The organism is Helicobacter sp. 23-1045 (genome assembly GCF_053654655.1).
The window spans coordinates 1-20,670 of the sequence record NZ_JBSIUR010000006.1 but is presented as its reverse complement, the minus strand read 5'-3'; the positions used below and the strand labels follow the sequence as shown (position 1 = coordinate 20,670).

Below are 20,670 nucleotides of genomic sequence, written 5' to 3'. Positions count from 1 at the left end.
TTTGAGTGAATCTGTAATGTGATAATTTTATTGATTGGCTTTTATGATATTGCGCGAATCTATCTTTTAGATTCGCGGGGTTTGGATGGTTGCTTCGCTTCGCTCGCAAATTCTATGGATTGCTTCGCCCTTGCCTTTGGCAAGGACTCGCAATGACGGAAAAACACATTAGATTCTGCGATTTTTACGCGATTCGCAGAATCTAATTGCAAAAATTACCCACCCCCTTAATCCCCCTCCGCAAGGGAGGGGGAAAAATTAGAGATTTTTCGCTTATTTCACTCCCTCAGAATGACAATTTTTTTTGGCAGATTCTGCGTTTCATACTTTTCCCAAATCCTTCAATGTCTCAAAAAATATTCGGCGATTTTTTTGCTATCATTTGTTTGTGTAAGAGATAAAGAGAGCAAAATCCGTGCTTTTTGCGGGGATAAGTCCCGCGCGGAGATGAAATCCAAATCATCCACTTTGACAAATCCGCTTTTCACCCGCGAGGCGATGACTATTTTTAGTCCCTTTTTTACGAGCAATTTTAGCGCGTTTTTATGCGCGGAGCAAATGCTCCCGGCACCGCTGCAAGCGATTATTATGCCTTTTGCGCCGTTTGCAAAAAGTGCCTTTGCGGAAATTAGCACTCCATCGCCTGCGTAACTGCAAAGCACATCGACTTTTGGCAGAGTTTTGCGCTTTGCAATATTAAATGCGGGCGATTTCGCGCGAATTCCTAAAACGCGACTAAAAATCGCCTCCCCATCCACAAAGCACCCCATTTCGCCAAACTCAAAGGCATTCACATTCATCGTGTGCGTTTTTTGCACCTCCCTTGCGCGAAAAATCCTATCATTCATCGCCACCATCACGCCACTTGCGCGTGGATTTGCCGCCAGAGCAACGGCATTATAGAGATTTCGCCCACCATCAGCACCACTTGCGCCAAATGGGCGCATTGCACCCGTTAGCACGATTGGTTTATCGCCCTTCATCACCAAATGCAAAAAATACGCGCTCTCTTCCATCGTATCCGTCCCGTGCGTGATAACCACGCCATCGGCATTTTTTAGCGCATTCTCGCAGTGCCGTGCGAGTTTTAGCAACGCCCTATCATCAATCTCACAACTATCGATATTTGCGACTTGCTTAAATGTGATTTGCGCTAAATTTTTGATTTCTTTTGTGGCATTTATTAGTGTCTCAATGCCAAGCACACCTGCTTTATATTTCGTGGTGGTGAAAATATCATCTGCTTTACCTGCTATCGTCCCGCCTGTGGCAAGAATCGCAATCTTTGCCAAATCCCTAAATGCTCCACTTTTCACATAAACTTTTGGAGAGTTCATCGCTGTTTTTAAACTGCGTTGCTTTAATAATGCTTAAAAACCCATCCACCGCGCTTTTAAAGTCATCATTGATTATCACAAAGTCAAAGTTTTCTATGCTTTTGATTTCATCGCTCGCAGTTTTCACGCGCCCACTAATCACCTCCGCAGAATCTAGCGCACGACTTTTTAGTCTCGCCTCTAATTCCGCCAAACTTGGCGTAGTGATGAAAATCGAAGTGGCATTTGGATAATGCGCCTTTATCGCCCTCTGCCCTACCACATCGATATCAAACACAATGATTTTCCCCTCTACCCTTGCCTTTGCAACCTCGCTTTTTGGCGTCCCATAATAATTATTATGCACCCTCGCCCACTCTACAAACTCGCCCTTTTCTATCCCGCACTCAAACGCCTCAACGCTAATAAAATTATAATGCACTCCGCAAATCTCGCCATCTCGCCTCTGCCTTGTGGTAGATGAAATCGAAAAGTAGAGATTTGGCATTTGCCTAAATGCTTCCTTGCAGAGCGATGACTTTCCCGCACCGCTCGGACCTGAGATGATTATCATTTTTTCGTGGGGAAAGTGATGTTGATTGTGATTTGAACGCCACTTAATAAATCGCGGAGTTTATCGATGGGGAAAGTTTTGATAATCTCTGCTAAGTCCAAATTATCGCCGATTGTGATTTGCCTATTTTGCGGGATGGATTGTGCGTTAAGATTCTGCGGATTTTGCGTGTTTTGCGGATTTGGCGTGAAATTTTGCGGTGCAGAATCTGCGAAATTTTGCGGATTTGGCGTGAAATTTTGTGCGAAAATCGCAGAATCTCCCGCATTTTGCGCGAAAATCGCAGAATCTCCCCCAAATTCTTGCACTTCGCCCTCGCCAAGTGCCTCGCTTAACGCCTCTTGCGTTAGTGATTGCAACTCGTTATTATTCATTGAAAAATTATTCGCAGAAACGCTATTTGCCGAAAAATCATTCGCCGAAAAATCAGCAGGAAAATTCGAGGTAAAATCAGCGGGGAAATCGCCACCCTGCGGAGCATTCGCATTTTGCGTCTCATCCAAAATGCCATTTATCGCATCAATCTGCTCCCTATCCAAAACCTTTGGCGACTTATCCTGCAACGCCCGCTCTTGCAGTAGCAAAAGTGCCTCATCATCGAGTTTTTCTAACTCGCTTTCACTCAAATCATTGATATCCTTTATCTCGCCACTCTCATCAATCGGCAGTCCTAGCATATTGTATTGCTCTTGCGAAAAATCATCCATTTGAAAATTCGGCGAAATGGACTGCATTTCGGCATTTATGCCTTGCGAAAAAGTGGCGTTGAAATCATCATTTATCTCCATCTCGCCTTGCTTTGGCGCAGAATCTAGCGCAGAATCCGCCTCATTTGTGAGATTTTCATCAAACGCGCTAATGTCTAAATTACTCAAAATCTCATTTGCGTTTTTTGGCGGTGTGATGGTGGTTTGCGCTTCGTTATCAATCGCGCTAATCCCGCCTAGCGCGTCCAATCCATCCAAATTTTCATCTTTTAACTCATCAAAATTAAAGTCGCTAAATTCGTCTTTTGCGCTGTTTTGTGGTGCTTCTTGTTGCGTTTCTTGTGGAGTTTCTTGCGGTTTTTCTTGTGGTGTTTCTTGCATTCCGCTTGGCAAATCTATCTCAAAATCATCGTTAGATTCTGCGTTGCTAGATTCTGCGCTAGATTCTGCGCCAAAGGATAAATCGAAATCTTCTGCGCTGTTTGCGTTATTTTCGTCATTTTTTGCTTCATCTTTTAAGTCAAATGCAAAATCATCGTTAGATTCTGCGAATTTCGCAGAATCTGCTTCTTTTTGTGGCGCAGAATCTGCTGTTGTTTCCGCAATAGATTCTGCGTTTTTCGGTGCGGGTTTTGGCGCAGAATCTGCGTTAATTTTTTGAGACCCACCCCCTAAATCCCCATCCGCACGGGAGGGGGAGTTATGATTTGTAGAATCTGCCTTTTTTGCTTTTGGCACAGAATCTGCCTCAACTTTAACGGCGGACTTTTCCGCAGAATCTTTTGCATTCGCAGAATCTTGCGTCTTTTTGGGTTCTTTTTTAGCGAAAATATCGCCACCGATTAGTCCTTTTTTGCGTTTGCTTTTTTCCTCATTCAAAATCTCATCTTGCAGTGCCATCACCGCGCTAAAATCAATGCCGTGCGTATCGTTGCTACTATTATAAAAATTCCCGCCTTTGTCGGCGAGTGCTTTGATATTATTGATTTGCGCTTCTGCTTCCTCTAAAATATCCGCAGAATCTACCGCATTTGCTTTTGGCGCAGAATCTACCGCATTTGCTTTTGGCGCAGAATCCGCAGAATCCGCGCTAGTTTTTATCGCAGAATCTACCACAATATCCGCAGAATCCACCGCAACTTCGCTAGATTCTGCGTTTTCTATCTCAATATCACTCATCGGCGGGACATCTAGCGAAATATCTAGCGGGGGAATCGCGCTATCCTTCACTCCGCTTAAAAATTCATCCTCGCTATCGCTAAATTCATTTAAATCAATATCGCTGTTTGGATTCTGCGAAATGTCCTGCGTTGCGGCGTTTGAGAGCGAAATATCGCTACTTTTTTCTTTTTTCATCACTTCATAAATATCAGTCGGCAAAAAAGGTTTGCGGATATAACTATCAAATCCGCTAACAAGCGCAGAATCTTTTGATAAAATAATGCAAAACTTCGTAGTTATCATTTTATTTCTAAAATTGCTTATATCGCCACTGCCAAGCACGCCATCATCGACAAAAATGCAGTTGTAGTCCTCTTTTAGCGGGATTTGACTTATCGCATCGATTACATCAAGTTGTATTGCCGCCTTTTTTGCGGTGATATTGAAAATCTTTCTAACGGCATTGTTAGTATTTACGAGCAAAAACTTCATTTGCGGATGTCCTTTGAAAATAAAATTTCGCATTCTATCTAAATTTATATTAGAATTTCGAAAAATTTTTATAAGGTTTTTGAGATGAAAAAGATTGTATTTTTGTTTATTTTTGGTGCGATATTTTGCGGTGCAGAATCTTTGTATTTTATGCCCTATGATGCGAAAAATGCGGTGAATGCGCTAATTAGCGAGATAAAAAATGCAAAAAGCGAAGTGAAAATCGCCATTTATAGTTTCACAAATAAAGAAATTGCAAAGGCGATTAGAGATAGCGCGAAACGGGGCGTTTCCTTTAAAATCGTCTTTGACAAAAAGCAGGGCAAGGATAATCGCTCGCAAATTGGATATCTTGGGAAGTTTAAAAATGTCGAAGTTTGCATACTGCAAGGGAAAAATAACGGCAGATACAGCGGAATTATGCACAATAAAATCGCAATAATTGATAAAAAAAGCATTGTTTTTGGTTCGGCAAATTGGAGCAAAAGTGCATTTGAGGTAAATTACGAAATGATGATAATTAGCAAAAATGCGGATTTTATCGCAAAGGGCGAGAAATATTTGGATAGATTGCTTGGCGAATGTAAGAAATTTTAGGGAGGTTGCGTTTGAAAAATAGGGCATTTTCTAGCGTATTTTTTATTATTATTTTGCTTGGAGTTTGCATTTTTATCGCAAATAAATATTTAGCGCACATCGAGACAAACGCCGCAAATCGCTATCTCTCCACGCTTCAAAGCGAACTAAACGCACACAAAATCACTCTAAATTTCGCCCCGATAAATTGCACAGGATTTATAAAGCACACTTGCGAAAGCAAGCAAATCACGCTAGATTCTGCAAATTTCGCAGAATCTAAGCAAATAATTTTGCGAAACGCAAAACTTGCAATCAAAAGTTTAGGACTTGATAATATCGTAGCAGAGGCAAAAATCGGCGATATTTCGCAGAATCTAATTTTGCTTCCCAAAAATCTCACCTACAATCTCGCGCTAAAAAAAGTCGATTCTGCGCTAGGATATGTGATGGTGGAGCGGAGATTTGACTTTACCATCGGGAATATCGCGGGGCGGGTTGATTTAGCGATTTTGGTGAGGGATAGGCGATTTGCAAATAAGAGCATTTTTTATTTGATAAAAGAGTGGTTTGACGCGGAAACGCCGAGTTTTTATGAATATAGTTTGGAGAATTTGGAGGTGGATTTGAGGGCGAAAAATGCGGTAGATTCTGCGATTTTTAAGAAAAATGAAGTGGCGATGGGGGCGATTTTTGATAGTCTTAAAAATCCGCACTTTGCCCCGCTCATCGATGCTACAAAGGCACTTATGAATAATGAGCGCAAAAATCTCCACTTTAAAATCACTCGCAAAAACGCGGATTTGAAGTTTTTCCATACGCTTTCACAGCGCGCTACGCATAAGAAATTAAGCGAGATTGGCGAGATTTTGGCGTCTGTGGATGAGAGTTATGAAGTGAATTTGCGGTAGATTCTGCGATTTTTTGTCGTCATTGCGGTAGATTCTGCGATTTATGGCGCAATTTTGCAGAATCTAGTGCGTTTTTGCCGTCATTGCGAGACTTGACGCAGTCAAGTCGTGGCAATCCATTAGATTCTGCGAAATTATCGTGTGAATGCTGTGCGAAAAACTCTCGTAGATTCTGCGATTTATGGCTCAATTTTGCAGAATCTAGTGCGTTTTTGCCGTCATTGCGAGACTTGACGCAGTCAAGTCGTGGCAATCCATTAGAATTTACTAAAAAACTTTATTTTGCGAACAAGGCGAAGCAATTATCTATATTTAACTTATGAATTGCCGCACTCGCTTCGCTCACTCGTAATGACAAATCGCGCGAATTTCGCCAAATCTCACAAAATCTCGCGCAATTTATTTGCTTCGCTCATCCACGCGCTTAATTCATCGAATCTATCGCACTCAATCATCTCTTTCGCGCTTTGTAGCTCGGACTCAAAGCTCTTTATCGCTTCTAAAATCTTGCTTTTATTTTGCCTAGCAATCGCACTCCACATCACCCCGCTACTCTTTGAAATCCGCACCATACCGCGAAATCCGCCACCGGCAACCGCCACAATATCCTGCGCCTTTTCTTGTTTTAGCACGGAGTTTGCAAGGGCATAGCTCAAAATATGCGGTGCGTGGGAGATAAACGCCGTGTGCTTATCGTGGCTTTGGGCGTCCATTTTGATGATATTGCACTCTAAATTTATGCAAATCTCACGCGCCACACTCACCTGCGCATCGCCACTTTGCTCGATATCTACAAAAATCATAATTTGATTTTTATACAAATCTTTGAAGGCGGCTTTTGGACCGAAATTCTCCGTGCCACACATCGGGTGAAGCGAAACGAAATTTTTGCGAAATTTTTTAGGGATAGAGCGCAGAATCTCGCCCTTTACGCCACCAAAATCAATGATTGTTTGGTGCGCTTTAAGCGACTTTATACCCTTAATAATCTCCACAATCGAATCCACAGGCACGCACAAAAATACAATGTCGCATTCAAAAACGCCCTGCAAATCAAGGCATTCATCAACTAGCCCAAGTGAGAGAGCCTGACGGCGGTGAATGGGGTTGCTATCTGTGCCTATAATCATTTGTGCAACGCGTTTTTCTTTTAATGCGAGTCCGAGTGAGCCGCCCATTAAACCTAATCCAATAATCCCAATTTTCATTTTGTATCCTTGTCAATTTGTTCTGGGGTAATCATTTGGATTATTTTTGCATAAAACTTCGCTCGATGGACGCCAAAGTCCTATCTCGCTTGTTTCACGCAAAAATAATCCAAAGCACTACCGCCATTACTTCGATTGTGATTTGCAAGGCAAATCAAAAAAATCGTCATTGCGAGATTCGGCGAATGCCGAATCGAAGCAATCCAAAATTCACCAAAAGACAAACGCAAAAAATCAAATTTAATATTATACCCACAATTTTTGAGTATAATTCGCATTTTAATCTTAAAATTAGGCATTTTATGAAAAGATTTTTTATATTTTTTGCGCTGTGTGCGCTATTTATCGCAGAATCTACCGCCAAATCCATTAGCGAAATCAAATACAGCGGATTGGTGCGTATGTCGCCCCTAATCGCAAATGAAATCGCCAAAATCAAAACAGGCGACAAACTCAACGCAAAAGCCGTAAATGACGCGATTTTAGCGTTTTACAAGCAGGATTATTTTGATGATGTTAGTGCGGATTTTGAGCGCGGGGTGCTTACCTTTCACTTCAAAGAAAAGCCTAGCATAAATAATATCGAAATTAAAGGCTTTGGGAGCGAGAGTGAGACGGAGGATATGAAAAAATCACTTGGCATTAAGCGCGGGGATACTTATGACATTTACAAAGAAAAACTTGCCAAAGCCGAAATCATAAACGCGCTTGAAACAAAGGGGCTTTATGGCTCTGTGGTTGAAGTGAGCGCAACGCGAATCGAAGATTCGATGAATCTGCTTTTTGATGTCAATAAAGGCGAAAAAATCATCATTCGCAAGTCCTATTATCAAGGCGCGACTTTGGATAAGGACGATTTGGAGGGATTTAGCGCAAATAGAGAGCGACATAGTTGGCTTGGGTGGTTGCCGTGGTTTCCTAGTGGCGAAGTGCGCCTAAAAGAGTTAGAATACGACAATTTGCGAATCCAAGATGTCTATATGCAGCGCGGATATTTGGACGCTAGTGTCTCTCCCGGGCTTTTAAATGCGGACTTTACGAACTTCAACGCTTCTTTGCTCTACAAAGTCGTGGAGGGCGAGAGATATAAAGTCAGCGACATTATCATCGCAAAGGCAGATGATTTTGAAAATGTCTTTGATATTGATGAACTTGAATCACTACTAAAAATCGAAAAAGATGAGTATTTCAATATCCAAACAATGCGAAATGACATTGAGATTCTAAAATCTCACATTATGGACAAAGGCTACGCATTCGCGGTGATTAGCCCTGATTTGGATAAAGACACCGAGCATAAGCAAGTCATTGTGAAATACAATATCACGATTGGCAAAGAAGTGCATATAAATGACATTACGATTACAGGCAACACCGTTAGTAGCGATAGAATCGTCAGAAGAGAGCTAATAATCGCGCCCGGGGATACTTATAGCATTACGAACATTCGCAAAAGTGAAAACGCACTACGCCGTAGTGGCTTTTTTGACAAAGTCAATATCAGCGAGATTCGTATCGATGAATCTTCGATGAATCTACTTGTCGAAGTCAGTGAGGGACGCACGGGCGAAGTTATGGCAGGAATCGGCTATGGTAGCTATGATAAATTTATGATAAATGGCTCATTGCGCGAGCGCAATCTCTTTGGCACAGGCATTGGGGTTAGTTTTCAAATAAATTGGAGCAAATACAATCAGCTTTATAATGTTGGGCTTAGCAACCCGCGAATCTTTGATAGCGAGTATAGCGCGAGTATAAATGTATTTCATAGCTATTATGAAAGCTATTACAGCAGGTATGATGGCTTGTATAGTGGCGATACGAACTATGTCGAAAATACCACAGGATTTAATATCGGCGTAGGGCGCAATCTCACAGATGAATTAAGCGCAAATCTAACCTATGGCTTTTCAGTCTCTACCTTTGGCAAAATCTCGCACAATATCGGCTATGATAAATATTATCCCAAAAATGGCATTTGGAAAAGCTATCTAACGCCCGGACTTTACTTTGACAACACCGATGACTACTATTTCCCCAAAAATGGCGCGATTATTCAAGTAAGTAGCGATTTTGTCGGGCTTGGCGGAAATGCGCGGTATGCGAAGCTTTATGGCAAAGTGGGGCTTTATTACCACTTGCGAAATTTGATAGATTTTGATGTGATTCTGCGATATAAAGCACAAATTGGCGCGATTTTTGCGTATAAAAAGAACGAAGAGCTAATGAAAAAAGACCAAGTGACAGGCGTGCCAATCACCGATAGATTTTATTTAGGCGGGATTGGCACGGTGCGTGGGTATAATAGCTCACAGGTAAGCCCATTTGAAGGCGATGTCGGCTGCTATGGTGGGAAATGCCTAATTGGCGGAAACTATATGTTTGCAAATAGCGTGGAGATTAGCTTTGGGCTAATTGAGGCGATAAATATGCGATTGGCGGGATTTTTTGACTATGGAATGGTGGGACGGCATAATTTTAATGAAATTGCCGTGATGAGCGCGGGACTTGCAATCGAGTGGATTTCGCCTATCGGACCGCTTGTATTTGTCGTGCCATTATATCCAGCCTATTCAAAAGCGTATAAAAATAATGGCAAATTTAAAGATGAAGTATCAAACTTTGAATTTACAATGGGCACGAGATTTTAGAGATGTTTGACTTAAACACGCCAGAAGAAGAGATTAAAAACAAAGTCGGGCAAGAGTTTTTTGGCGACTTTGATACAACAGAGCGCACAAATAATATTGACTTTATGGTAGCACCTAAAATTACCCACCCCCTGCGCCACCCTAACGCAAGGGAGGGGGAATCCTTGCGTAAAAATTACTACCTTTGGGCAGAAGCAAAAAAGGGCAACAAAAGCGACATTTATGCAAGTATCGTGCAACTTATCTTAACCATCGGCAAGGCAAAATTGCAAGATTCGCTTATCCCACCGCACTTTTTGGGCGCATTTGATGCGCAAAAAATCGCATTTATCGAATTTAGCGAAATCGCACATATTTTTAGCCAAAATGATTTTAATTGGAGCGTTACACCTAGCAACCACGAATCAAAAGAATTTAAACAGCTCTACAAACTCATAGTCGAAACACTTGAGTCTGAAAATTTGCTTTTTAGATTCGCCACGCAAAGCGATGAATTGCGCGAATTTATAGAGGATAATTTCGCGCTAGATTCGCAAGGGACACAAAAAATCAAAATTACAAAAAATAATTTTTTCAACATATATTTAGAGTGGCTTAAACGCGTCAAACCAACCATTAGCATAAATTGGGAGAGCGCAAAGGTGGATAATATTTTGGATAGCGATTTTTATTTGGCAGATTTGCTAAGTCGCAATAATTCCACAAAAGAGATTTATGAAAATTTGCGCGTCCTTTTGCAAAGCAATTATTACGAGGTAAAGTTAGAATCTAGTGGCAAATATTTGAATTTCACAAAATTTTCGTTCAAAGATTCACAACAAGCACATAACGATTTTTGGCGCATTTATGAGCGTCCGCCAAAAGAGGAATTTTGGGACTACATAATCGAACGGCGTGATTTGCTTGTGCCACAAGACATTAGAGAGCGCAAAGGCGCGTTTTTTACGCCTAGTGCGTGGGTAGCAAAGGCGCAGGATTATTTAGCGCAATCTTTGGGCGAATCTTGGCAAGATGAGTATTACATTTGGGATTGTTGTGCTGGGACAGGCAATCTTTTGGCAGGGCTAACAAATGCTAGAAATGTTTTTGCCTCCACGCTTGATAATGCAGATGTGGAGGTAATGCAAGAGAGACGGCTAAATGGTGCGAATCTAATGGAATCAAATATCTTTCAATTTGATTTTTTAAATGATAGTTTTTTTGATAGGGTAGATGACAAAGGCAATATTATTAAAAAATCAAAATTGCCTGAATCTTTGCAAAATATCATCAAAAACGAGCCACAAAAGCTAGTGATTTTTATAAATCCGCCGTATGCGGAGGCTACAAATCGCAAGGCTACAAGTAAAACAGGACTACACAAAGATTCTGTTGCTAGGGATAATGTAATTTGTGAAAAATATAAAAACGAGCTAGGCAAGGCAAACAACGAGCTTTTTGCGCAATTTTTTATGCGAATCTATAAAGAAATACCAAATTGCATTTTAGGTAGTTTCTCCACGCTAAAATATGTAAATTCAGCAAATTTCGTAAAATTTCGTGAGATTTTTTTGGCAAAATTTTTAAAGGGATTCATTGTCCCAGCAGATTCATTTGATAATGTCAATGGGCAGTTTTCTATCGGCTTTTTGGTATGGAATTTGGGCGATAAAAAAGAGATTAAAAAAGTCAAAGTGGATATTTTTAATATAAAAAATAAACGAATTGGCAAAAAGAATTTTTATCATAATGTAGAAGGCAAATTTATGAGCGATTGGATACGAGAATTTTATGATAAAAAAAGCGAATGTTTGGCTTATGTGATTTTATCTGGCACTGATATTTCAAGCAGTGGCGGAATTTGCATAGAAAGACAAGCAACGCCAAATAGCATTAGAAAACATATGAACGCCCAAATAACAAAATATAATCTAATCCCATTTGGCGTTTTCTTTGCTATCCGCAAATCCATTAAACGCACTTGGATAAATGATAGAGACCAATTTTTGCACCCAAAAAATAAATGGCGCAACGACAAAGAATTTCACAATGATTGTTTGACTTACACGCTATTTCACGGCAAAAATCGCATTAGCGCAAAAGATGACATAAATCACTTTATCCCATTTAGCGAAGTAGAAGTGGGCGCAAAAGGGCGATTTCAAAGCGATTTTATATTTAGATTCATCAATGGCAAAGTAAAAAACGGCGAGTTAGATGATTGCTTTATCCCAAGCGCAAAAATCGCATTTTCAGCCGAATCAGAGGCGGTTTTCAAGGCTGGATTAGAACTTTGGCGTTATTATCACAAATGCGCCAAACGGGGTGAATCTTACCTAAATGACGCGAGTCTTTATGATATAAAAGAGTTTTTTCAAGGACGCAATGAAAATGGCAAAATGAACGCAAAAAGCACCGATTCGCATTATAATGACTTAATCGCAGACTTACGAATCGCATTGCAAACTCTCGCCCAAAAAATCGAACCAAAAATTTATGAATACGAATTTTTACGCGAATAAGTGCGGATTTTGGCAAATAAGCACACTCATTTCACGCGCGGTGTTATATTTTAGCACAAGCAAACTCCATATCCACGCCATATTTTGTCATATTCACACCTTCAAGTTTTAGTAATTTTATTTTTGTCTCTATCCCGTTGGCATATCCCGTGAGTTTGCCATCTGCGCCTACAACCCTATGGCAGGGGATAATGATAGAAATAGGATTGCGCCCCACCGCGCCACCGACTGCTTGAGCCGACATACGCGCTTTGCATTGCTCTTTGGCGATGATTTTTGCCACCTCGCCGTAAGTATAGACTTTGCCATAAGGGATTTTGCAAAGTATTTTCCACACCCTTTGCCTAAAATCATTACCATTTGGAGATAGCGTAATCTCCGCAATATCTGGCTTTTTACCACCAAAATATCTATCCAGCCACTTTTTAGCTTTGGTAAAAATGCGTAGATTGTCATTTTTAATCATTTCGCCTTTAATCGTGTCGCAAAAATATTTTTGCCCCTTAAACCAAAGCCCTACGATATTTTCCCTATCATCGCAAGATAGCGTGATATTGCCAAGTGGCGAATCATAATGCGTTTTAAAATACTGCATTTTAGCTCCAAATTTTTTGGCATTATACACAAAACCGCGTAGATTATGCGTTTCGTGCTAGATTCTGCAAATCTCTAATTCACCCACTTTTCTACCACAGGTATTGCAGCTAAAATCGCGCCAAGTGCGGATAAAATGCCAATTATTCCCATTGCGATATTAAATCGCCTACTTTCTTTCTCTTTCATATCATCGCCCAAAATCTGCGCCATTTGCGCGATGATTTCTTTTAATTCATCGTGGGTTTGCGCCACTCTGTAAAATTCTGACATTTTATACCAAATATGTTGCAAAAATACATTTTGCAAAATGGGCAAATTGCGATAATATTGCAAGTCAAAATCGCATATTTCTTTATAGCATTCTCGCAATTTTTTTGAATCATTGCCATTTTCTCGCGCTATTTCTTCTAATTTTTGCATTTCGATTATGTAACTTTGGGTAAGCATAAAAATATTTAGCAAACTTAAAATACTCTCGCTATTGTCGGTTAAATCGCTATTTGTTATCCACATATTTTGCGAATCTAACTTTATATTCAAATCATTGCTTTCATAAATATCTTTGACTTTATCCGCCTTAAAATTTTCATCTTTTTGCAAATCGCTAATTTTGCGCTTTTGGATAATGCTAAAAGTGTCTATATCATTCTCGCTGTTTTGGTTATTTGATTCGTATTTTTTTACCATAAAATAACGATTTTTAAAAATCTTATAAAAAGCAAAGTCCCACGATTTTTCATCGCCACTTATTAGATTGTCATTTTCGTCATATTTTGCTAAATAGATTGTAATTTCTTTTTTGATATTTGCTGGTAGCCATTTTGCATAAGATTCCTTAAATGCAATAGATTCAAATGCTTTATTTGGCATATCTTTTTTGTCAATTTGGCTAATGATAAAATTATCAAGCTTTTTGCTATTTTTTGCGTTTGCTTCGCTAGATTCTAATGCGCTACCTTTGGTAATATTTTCTTTGTCGCAAAAGCTAGAAAATCTCCACGATTTCAAAAAATCAATTTTTAGTGATTTGGTATCGGCAAATGCTCTTTTTGCATTGCGAACTTTGCCTAGCTTTGTGCCCCACGCACTTAAATTTTGATTGAAAGATTCGGCACCATTAAATAGTCTTTGCATATAGCACACATTTGCGACATTCCAATCTTCAAGTGGCTGATTAAAGGACTTTGCACCCGCAAACATATCCTCACATTTCGTAACACTAGACATATTCCACGCATTTAGCCCACCAGCGTTAAATTTCTCTGCCCTGCGAAACATATTCCACACTAATTTAACTTTATCCATTTTCCACGATTTGCCAAAAGGCTCTCCGCCATTATTGAAATTCTTTGCTTGACAAAACATTCCAATCATTGCTTCGGCATTTTGTGTATTCCACTTTGCACCGATGGGTTGATTAAACGCCACCGCACCATAAAACATATCTCTAAATTGCCGTGCATTACTGACATTCCACGCGCTAATATCCGCATTAAAATACTCTGCTTTATAAAAGCACCACGCAAAAGAGCGCACATTGCTTGTATCCCAGCCTTCAATCCCGCTAAAATCGCGCCTTTTGCTATTGGCAAATAGACTTTTCATATTTGTGATTTTACTAGTGTCAATCTCGCCTAGATTCACTTCATCATAACGCACAAGCGATTTTAATTGCTTATCATTTGGCTGATATTTGCCATTTATCTTTTGGAGATTTTCACGGGCTAAAAATTCGCTTAAAGGCATTTGGGGCGCAGAATCTACGCTAGATTCGATAGATTCGCTTGAATCTAAATACGCAGAATCTAGCATTTCGTCATTAAAATCTAAATTTCCCATTTAGATATTCACGCCACCAATTTTTGTGATTTTGCCATTGCTATAAGTTACGCTATTTCCGCCGACTTTGTAAAGTCTCCCAGCAGAAAACTGAATGCTGTCGTTGCCGACTTTCCAAATGCGCCCTGCTGAATAGGACACGGATTTATCGCCGATTTTTGTTAGTTTGCCACCGCTATATTGCGCTCTTCCGCCGTAGTATTTTATTAACGCTTCTTCTACCATTTTTAACTCCTTAAAATTCCCATTTTTTTTGGGTTTCTTTTACTTGAATCGCCATCTAAAAACCAAAGATTTTTGCCCTTTGCGCGTGAATCTAAAACGCAAATTTTTTCAAATCATCGCTTTCTTCCCTTAAAATATTTTTTTAAGGCTCAATTTAACTTAAGCGGATTTTCTCTTATCAAAAATAAAAGTTTTTTGTATAAATTTTGATTTTTGATTTTCATATTGTATCGAAATTCTGTCTCTTTTAGATGCAAAATGAAATTATTTTTCGAAATGCCCCTAAATTTAGCCAATCTATGCTTTGCATAACCCCAGAAATTCTCGATTCCATTGATGTGATTTTTGCCTAACGCAAACTCGTTTTTGCTCACGCGATAATGCGCCTTTGCACCGAAATCTACTAATCCATCATACGCCTTCCAAGTGTCGCTATAAATGGTGCTAGATTCTAACTCCGCAAAGTTAGATAAAATAGGCAAAAGCTCGTTTGCAGAGCAGTTTTTAACGATTTGAGTATAAACGCAACCATTTCGTTTTAACACACCAAACACAGGCGTTTTTCTCCCTGCGCCACACCCTCTTTTGCCCCTTACTCGCTTTGCTCCGAAATAACTCTCATCAATCTCAATTTCGCCATTTAATTTGGATATTTTTTCGCATTCTTTTAGCATAAGAATCCTAATTTGCTTAAAGATTTTACATAGTGTAACTTCTGAAATGTGAGTGATTTTTGATATTTTTGTAGCTTCAATATCCAAGCAAAAATATAATAAAATTGAACGAAATTTCGCCTCTCTGATTCGGGAACGAACTATATACTTGTTTTTCATCGCTGACATCATAACTTAAAGCTCCTTTGTTTGAGTTTAAGTTAAAGAGAGCCTTTTTTAAAAACATATTCTAGCCCCCCCCAGTTTAAAAATCGCTTAAATTAAGATGATTTGTGTGTGAGATTCTGCGAATCAAAACTCAGATTCTGCGATTCAAGCAAAATTCGCAGAATCTAGCCCAAAATTTTGCTAAAATTTTGCCAAAATTTTAAAGGCAAACTATGAGTAGAATTAACGAATCTGAAATCTTAAAATTTATGTGCGAATCGCCCCTAAAAGAGCTAGGGCGAAAAGCGTATGATATTAAAAACGCCCTGCATAGCGACAAAATCACCACTTTTATCATCGATAGAAATATCAATTACACGAATATTTGCTGGGTGGATTGCAAGTTTTGTGCGTTTAAACGGCGCATTAGCGAAGAGGGCGGATATATTTTGAGCTTTGATGAGATTGATGCCAAAATCGATGAGCTTATCGCTATCGGCGGGACGCAGATACTTTTTCAAGGCGGTGTGCATCCCACGCTGAAATTGGAGTGGTATGAAAATTTGGTGCGACATATTCACGAAAAATATCCAAATATCACGATTCACGGGTTTAGCGCGATTGAGATTGATTATATCGCCAAAGTTTCAAAGGTAAGCGTTGATGAGGTTTTGCAGACTTTGAAAAATGCAGGGCTTAGTTCGATACCGGGCGCGGGCGCGGAGGTTTTAAGCGATAGAGTGCGGGATATTATCGCGCCAAAGAAGCTAGATTCGGCTGAATGGATAGCCATTCATCGCGCCGCGCACAAGTTGGGAATGAAAACTACCGCTACGATGATGTTTGGGAGCGTTGATGATGAGCGCGACATTGTCAATCACTTTAAGCTAATCCGCGATTTGCAAGATGAGACGGGCGGATTTCGCGCTTTTATTTTGTGGAGCTTTCAGCCTGACAATACTCCGCTAAAAGCGCAGTTTCCGCAAATGCAAAAGGCAAGTTCAAATCGCTATTTGCGCTATTTGGCTTCGGCGCGAATCTATTTGGATAATTTTAAAAATATCCAAAGCTCTTGGGTTACGCAGGGCGCGGGAGTAGGGCAACTAGCCCTTGCCTTTGGCGCAAATGATTTGGGTAGCACGATGATGGAGGAAAATGTCGTGGCGTCTGCGGGTGCGCGAAATTCGATGAATACGAATGATATGATAAAAGTGATTCGCGATGCGGGGGAGATTCCTGCGATTCGCGATACGGCGTATAATATTTTAAAAATGTGCTAAAATATCGCAATTTTTTGGCGCGAATCTTGCGTGAATTTAGTGCGAATCAAAGCGCAAATCTACCGCAAAATAGGCGCGAATCTTAAATAAAAAAGGCAAAAAAATGAAAATTTTTGTGATGATTTTTTTGGCATTAAATCTAACTTTTGGAGCGAATATGGGAGCAAAAGAAAATTTGGATTTTGTAGAAGTGAATGGCGCGAAAATCCCGCTAATCTATGAGTTATCAAACGCCCTGCCACTAGGCAATATTAGCATTATTTTTTATGGTGGCGGAAAAGTCTATGAAAACAAAGTGGCTTTGAGTGCGTTTAGCGCGGATTTGCTAAATCGTGGGAGCAAAAAGAGTGGCGAAATCGATTTTGCCGACAAACTCGAATCAAATGCCATTTCGCTAGGCGTGGCAAGTGGTTTGGAGTCGCTAACTTTTGAGCTAAGTTTTTTGAGTGAAAAGTGCGAAACTGCGCTAAATCTTTTGGGCGAACTTTTGCAAAGCCCAAATTTTACAAGCGATGCGTTTAATCAAAGCCAAATCGCGCTAAAATCTGAGCTTTTGGCAAAAGAAAATAACTTTGATTATATCGCTGGGAAAAACCTAAATGCGCTTATTTTCAAAGGCACACCGCTTGAAAATCCTGCGCTTGGCGAGATAAGCGACATTGAAAAAATAAAATTAAGCGATGTAAAATCCTTTGTGAAAAATGCACTAACGCTTGAAAACGCTGTGATTTTGGTGGGCGGGGACTTTGCGCTTGAATCGATTAAAAAAGATTTGACAACATTGCTATCCATTTTGCCAAAGGGAGAAAAAATCAAACGCGCAAAATTCGCGCCAAGCGACAAAGCGCAAACCATTACGGCAAAAAAGCCCACAAAACAGGCTTATATTTACTTCGCATCGCCTTTTAAATTCGACTCTTATGAAAAAGATTTGCATAAAATGACGCTGATGAGCTTTATAATGGGGAGTTCGGGCTTTGGTTCGCGTGTGATGGAAGAGATTCGCGTAAAGCGCGGACTTGCCTATTCTGCGTATTTTTATGCTTCTGTAAATAGCGTAACTGCGCAGAGTGCGGGATATTTGCAAACAAAGCTAGAAAACAAAGACACCGCAATTAACGCACTGCGCGAGATTATCGCTAATTTTATCAAAAAAGGCGTTACGCAAAAAGAGCTAGATGACGCAAAAAGCTACATTTTGGGTTCGCGTGTGCTTAGCAATGAGACGCTAAATCAGCGACTAAATAAGAAATTTCGCAATTTTTCGCGTGATTTGCCCCTAAACTACGATGAAATTTTGGTGCAAAAGATAAAAAATCTAACGCTTGGTGAGCTAAACGCCTATATTAAGGCGCATAGCGAGGTTAATAATCTAAGTTTTAGCGTGGTGGTGGATAAATAAGGGCTTAAATGCGTGGCGAATCGGCGTGTGTGGATAAAGAAGCACTTAACAAACTCGCCAAAATCGGTATTCACAATCTCTATGAGGCGATTTTGTATGTGCCAAAATCCTACACAAATACCTTTTTAATGCGTGATTTGGACGATTCAAGCGGGGCGATTTTCGTCCAAATCATCGACAAAAAGCGTCTATCAAAAATCCTAAAAATCCGCGCCTACGCGCCACATTTTGATTGCGACATTGACATAAATATTTTTCACCCAAAGCCCTTTCATAACACGCTTTTTGCGGTGGGTAAGGAAATGTATTTGCTAGGCGTTGTGGAGCAGTTTAATGGCACATATCAAATAAATCAGCCCAAAATCATCACGCAAATCAATCAAATTGTGGCGAATTTTCCCACCACAAAGATGAAAAATGCGAATCTAAATGAGATTTTTCGTGAGGTGATTACGCGTGAAGCGTTGGCAAGTTTGGGACTTGAATCGCAATATATCGAAGCGATTTACACCATTTTTCACCCTAGCAATTCGGGCAATTCGTCTCTTACGCAATCTTCGCGGGAGATTGAAAAAAACACAGATTCTACACCCACTTCGTCATTGCGAGGGAGCGAAGCGACCGAAGCAATCCAAGATTCTGCGAATGCAGAATCTATTTTAAATTGTCATTTTGAGCGTAGCGAAAAATCTCAAAAAAATAGAGATTCTTCGATTGCTTCGCAATCTCAGAATGACAAAATAATCGCAGAATCTAAAAATCCCTCCTCCCTTGCGGAGGGCAAACTCCAATCTCTCCCCCTCCCTTGCGGAGGGGGATTAAGGGGGTGGATAGAATCACAAAATGATACAAAATCCTCCATATATTCACACCACTTCTTGCGCGACTTCAAGCGCAATGGCGGACTTTTTGGCATTTATTTAGAAGCAATCAAATTTGTAGAAATTTTATACTACACGCGTTCATTGGCGAAAAAAAAGCGCGAATTTTTAGCCACAAATCGCCTAAATAACGCGCCTTTGCTTGAATCTTTCATTAAAAACTTGCCATTTTCGCTCACACAAGGGCAAAGCAACGCAATCGCCTTTTTACGCGCAAAATTAGACAGCAAAATCGCCACGCGTTGCGTTGTGATGGGCGATGTGGGTTGCGGCAAAACGATGGTGATTTTATCTTGCGTGGTTTTGGCATATCCCAAAAAGTCCGTGCTACTCGCGCCTACCACGATTTTAGCGCAACAACTCTACGCTGAATCAAAGAAATTTTTGCCCACACAGATTCGCACCGCACTTGTGATAAAGGACGACAAACCTGCCGAATGCGACTTTCTTATCGGCACTCACGCACTTTTGTATAAAAATTTGAGCGCGTTTGATTTGTTTATGACGGACGAACAGCACCGATTTGGCACGAATCAGCGATTAAAATTAGAAAAAATGCTTGAAGTTGATGGCAAAAAACCGCACAATATTCAATTCTCCGCAACGCCAATTCCGCGCACTATGGCGATGATTGAGGCGCAATTTATCGATTTTTGCTTTATCAAAGATTTGCCATATCCCAAAAATATAAGGACGCAAATCATCACAAGGCAGGGCTTTGGCGCACTTTTTTCGCATATCAAAGAGCAAATTGCGCAAAATAAGCAAGTCGCCATAATCTACCCGCTTGTGGAGCAAAGCGAGGGAATTGCCTATCAGTCGATTGCGGAGGGGTTGCCATTTTGGCAAAAGCACTTTGAGCGCGTTTTTGCCACGCACGGCAAGGACGCGGACAAAGAGCAGATTTTGGAAGCGTTTCGCAATACAAATGGCGCGATTTTGGTGGCAACCACGCTTTTTGAGGTGGGTATCTCACTGCCAAATCTCACAACTATCGCAATAGTGGGAGCAGAACGACTTGGATTTGCCACGCTTCACCAGCTTCGCGGACGCGTTAGTCGCAATGGAGAGCAGGGATTTTGCTATCTTTACACAAATAACGCCGATTCGGCGCGATTGAAAGAATTTAGCGAGACGGAAAATGGCTTTGAAATCGCGGAGTTAGACTTAAAATATCGCAATAGTGGCGATATTTTGCGCGGGATTCGCCAAAGTGGAGAGCAATTCCGCTACTTTGACTTTGCAGAGGACAAAGATTTAGTCGAAAAAGCAGTGAAGTTTGTGTGAATGCTAAAATGGAAAAATATAAATTAGCGTGGTGTGAAATGCGCCAAATCGTGCGAAATTTTGTCAATTCGCAGAATCTCACAAATGCCTTAATTTATGGCATTTTGCTGTATGCAATCGCGCTTTTTGCCCTAATTCGCGGGGATATTTATTATGCAGATGATTTGTATCGCGCGGTTAGCGACTATCGCGGGAATTATTATGATAGATATATAACCGAATTTATTTTGACAAATGCGCT

The 20,670-nt window shown here is 40.3% G+C and carries 18 protein-coding genes; 8 read left to right on the top strand and 10 right to left on the bottom strand.

What is annotated here, in order from left to right; genetic code table 11:
• Positions 1-59 precede the first annotated feature (59 nt).
• From ACWIUE_RS07025 to ACWIUE_RS07010, 4 genes are all read right to left on the bottom strand, one after another.
• Positions 60-212 (bottom strand): hypothetical protein, encoded by a 153-nt coding sequence (locus ACWIUE_RS07025; protein ID WP_454136009.1) that lies wholly within the window; start codon positions 210-212, stop codon positions 60-62.
• 129 nt (positions 213-341) lie between these two features.
• Positions 342-1,337, bottom strand: a complete 996-nt coding sequence (locus ACWIUE_RS07020) for an asparaginase (protein ID WP_454136008.1) — start codon at positions 1,335-1,337, stop codon at positions 342-344.
• Positions 1,297-1,890 (bottom strand): guanylate kinase, encoded by a 594-nt coding sequence (gmk, locus tag ACWIUE_RS07015; protein WP_454136007.1) that lies wholly within the window; start codon positions 1,888-1,890, stop codon positions 1,297-1,299. Before gmk ends, ACWIUE_RS07020 begins: the two co-directional genes overlap by 41 nt.
• Positions 1,887-4,250, bottom strand: coding sequence for a hypothetical protein (locus ACWIUE_RS07010; RefSeq protein ID WP_454136006.1), 2,364 nt, complete (start codon positions 4,248-4,250; stop codon positions 1,887-1,889). Before ACWIUE_RS07010 ends, gmk begins: the two co-directional genes overlap by 4 nt.
• 84 nt (positions 4,251-4,334) lie before the next feature.
• Here ACWIUE_RS07010 and ACWIUE_RS07005 point away from each other — a divergent pair, with 84 nt between their 5' ends.
• Complete coding sequence (locus ACWIUE_RS07005; protein WP_454136005.1) at positions 4,335-4,847, top strand: phospholipase D-like domain-containing protein; 513 nt, start codon at positions 4,335-4,337, stop codon at positions 4,845-4,847.
• Between the two features lie 11 nt (positions 4,848-4,858).
• On the top strand, positions 4,859-5,737 hold the full coding sequence (locus ACWIUE_RS07000) for a hypothetical protein (protein ID WP_454136004.1): 879 nt from the start codon (positions 4,859-4,861) through the stop codon (positions 5,735-5,737).
• A gap of 19 nt (positions 5,738-5,756) precedes the next feature.
• On the opposite strand, the gene ACWIUE_RS06995 is transcribed toward ACWIUE_RS07000, so the two are convergent.
• Together ACWIUE_RS06995 and ACWIUE_RS06990 are read right to left on the bottom strand one after the other, a co-directional pair.
• Positions 5,757-5,990: a hypothetical protein gene (locus ACWIUE_RS06995; protein WP_454136003.1), complete on the bottom strand. Its 234-nt coding sequence runs from the start codon at positions 5,988-5,990 to the stop codon at positions 5,757-5,759.
• 127 nt (positions 5,991-6,117) lie between these two features.
• Complete coding sequence (locus tag ACWIUE_RS06990; protein ID WP_454136002.1) at positions 6,118-6,945, bottom strand: prephenate dehydrogenase; 828 nt, start codon at positions 6,943-6,945, stop codon at positions 6,118-6,120.
• Between the two features lie 35 nt (positions 6,946-6,980).
• Here ACWIUE_RS06990 and bamA point away from each other — a divergent pair, with 35 nt between their 5' ends.
• Together bamA and ACWIUE_RS06980 are read left to right on the top strand one after the other, a co-directional pair.
• Positions 6,981-9,596, top strand: a complete 2,616-nt coding sequence (gene bamA, locus ACWIUE_RS06985; protein WP_454136001.1) for an outer membrane protein assembly factor BamA — start codon at positions 6,981-6,983, stop codon at positions 9,594-9,596.
• A gap of 2 nt (positions 9,597-9,598) precedes the next feature.
• Positions 9,599-12,097 (top strand): hypothetical protein, encoded by a 2,499-nt coding sequence (locus tag ACWIUE_RS06980; protein ID WP_454136000.1) that lies wholly within the window; start codon positions 9,599-9,601, stop codon positions 12,095-12,097.
• Between the two features lie 43 nt (positions 12,098-12,140).
• Here ACWIUE_RS06980 and ACWIUE_RS06975 read toward each other — a convergent pair whose 3' ends face one another.
• The 4 genes from ACWIUE_RS06975 to ACWIUE_RS06960 all read right to left on the bottom strand — a co-directional run bounded on the left by ACWIUE_RS06975 (position 12,141) and on the right by ACWIUE_RS06960 (position 15,603).
• Positions 12,141-12,692, bottom strand: coding sequence for a methylated-DNA--[protein]-cysteine S-methyltransferase (locus ACWIUE_RS06975; RefSeq protein ID WP_454135999.1), 552 nt, complete (start codon positions 12,690-12,692; stop codon positions 12,141-12,143).
• Between the two features lie 74 nt (positions 12,693-12,766).
• The gene (locus tag ACWIUE_RS06970) at positions 12,767-14,533 is read right to left on the bottom strand and encodes a BspA family leucine-rich repeat surface protein (RefSeq protein ID WP_454135998.1); all 1,767 of its coding nucleotides are present in this window, start codon (positions 14,531-14,533) and stop codon (positions 12,767-12,769) included.
• Complete coding sequence (locus ACWIUE_RS06965; protein ID WP_454135997.1) at positions 14,534-14,758, bottom strand: hypothetical protein; 225 nt, start codon at positions 14,756-14,758, stop codon at positions 14,534-14,536.
• A gap of 149 nt (positions 14,759-14,907) precedes the next feature.
• Positions 14,908-15,603, bottom strand: a complete 696-nt coding sequence (locus tag ACWIUE_RS06960) for an IS1595 family transposase (protein WP_454135996.1) — start codon at positions 15,601-15,603, stop codon at positions 14,908-14,910.
• 209 nt (positions 15,604-15,812) lie between these two features.
• Between ACWIUE_RS06960 and ACWIUE_RS06955 the strand changes: the two genes are divergently transcribed.
• From ACWIUE_RS06955 to ACWIUE_RS06940, 4 genes are all read left to right on the top strand, one after another.
• Positions 15,813-16,859: a dehypoxanthine futalosine cyclase gene (locus ACWIUE_RS06955; protein WP_454135995.1), complete on the top strand. Its 1,047-nt coding sequence runs from the start codon at positions 15,813-15,815 to the stop codon at positions 16,857-16,859.
• Positions 16,860-16,962: 103 nt separating this feature from the next.
• Entirely contained in the window at positions 16,963-18,261 is a 1,299-nt protein-coding gene (locus ACWIUE_RS06950) for a M16 family metallopeptidase (protein ID WP_454135994.1), read from the top strand.
• Positions 18,262-18,269: 8 nt separating this feature from the next.
• A complete protein-coding gene (recG, locus tag ACWIUE_RS06945) occupies positions 18,270-20,429 on the top strand; it encodes an ATP-dependent DNA helicase RecG (RefSeq protein ID WP_454135993.1) in 2,160 nt (719 codons plus the stop codon).
• 8 nt (positions 20,430-20,437) lie between these two features.
• Positions 20,438-20,670 (top strand): hypothetical protein (locus tag ACWIUE_RS06940; protein ID WP_454135992.1); only part of this gene is annotated, 233 nt, incomplete at its 3' end.

What these genes read in the sequence shown, in the direction of transcription:
- ACWIUE_RS07010 (WP_454136006.1), bottom strand. Translation starts at nt 4,250, where the DNA reads ATGAAGTTTTTGCTCGTAAATACTAACAATGCCGTTAGAAAGATTTTC.
- ACWIUE_RS06965 (WP_454135997.1), bottom strand. Translation starts at nt 14,758, where the DNA reads ATGGTAGAAGAAGCGTTAATAAAATACTACGGCGGAAGAGCGCAATAT.
- ACWIUE_RS06955 (WP_454135995.1), top strand. Translation starts at nt 15,813, where the DNA reads ATGAGTAGAATTAACGAATCTGAAATCTTAAAATTTATGTGCGAATCG.
- recG (WP_454135993.1), top strand. Translation starts at nt 18,270, where the DNA reads ATGCGTGGCGAATCGGCGTGTGTGGATAAAGAAGCACTTAACAAACTC.
- ACWIUE_RS06970 (WP_454135998.1), bottom strand. Translation starts at nt 14,533, where the DNA reads ATGGGAAATTTAGATTTTAATGACGAAATGCTAGATTCTGCGTATTTA.
- ACWIUE_RS06950 (WP_454135994.1), top strand. Translation starts at nt 16,963, where the DNA reads ATGAAAATTTTTGTGATGATTTTTTTGGCATTAAATCTAACTTTTGGA.
- ACWIUE_RS07005 (WP_454136005.1), top strand. Translation starts at nt 4,335, where the DNA reads ATGAAAAAGATTGTATTTTTGTTTATTTTTGGTGCGATATTTTGCGGT.
- ACWIUE_RS06975 (WP_454135999.1), bottom strand. Translation starts at nt 12,692, where the DNA reads ATGCAGTATTTTAAAACGCATTATGATTCGCCACTTGGCAATATCACG.
- ACWIUE_RS06980 (WP_454136000.1), top strand. Translation starts at nt 9,599, where the DNA reads ATGTTTGACTTAAACACGCCAGAAGAAGAGATTAAAAACAAAGTCGGG.
- ACWIUE_RS07020 (WP_454136008.1), bottom strand. Translation starts at nt 1,337, where the DNA reads ATGAACTCTCCAAAAGTTTATGTGAAAAGTGGAGCATTTAGGGATTTG.
- ACWIUE_RS06990 (WP_454136002.1), bottom strand. Translation starts at nt 6,945, where the DNA reads ATGAAAATTGGGATTATTGGATTAGGTTTAATGGGCGGCTCACTCGGA.
- gmk (WP_454136007.1), bottom strand. Translation starts at nt 1,890, where the DNA reads ATGATAATCATCTCAGGTCCGAGCGGTGCGGGAAAGTCATCGCTCTGC.
- ACWIUE_RS06960 (WP_454135996.1), bottom strand. Translation starts at nt 15,603, where the DNA reads ATGATGTCAGCGATGAAAAACAAGTATATAGTTCGTTCCCGAATCAGA.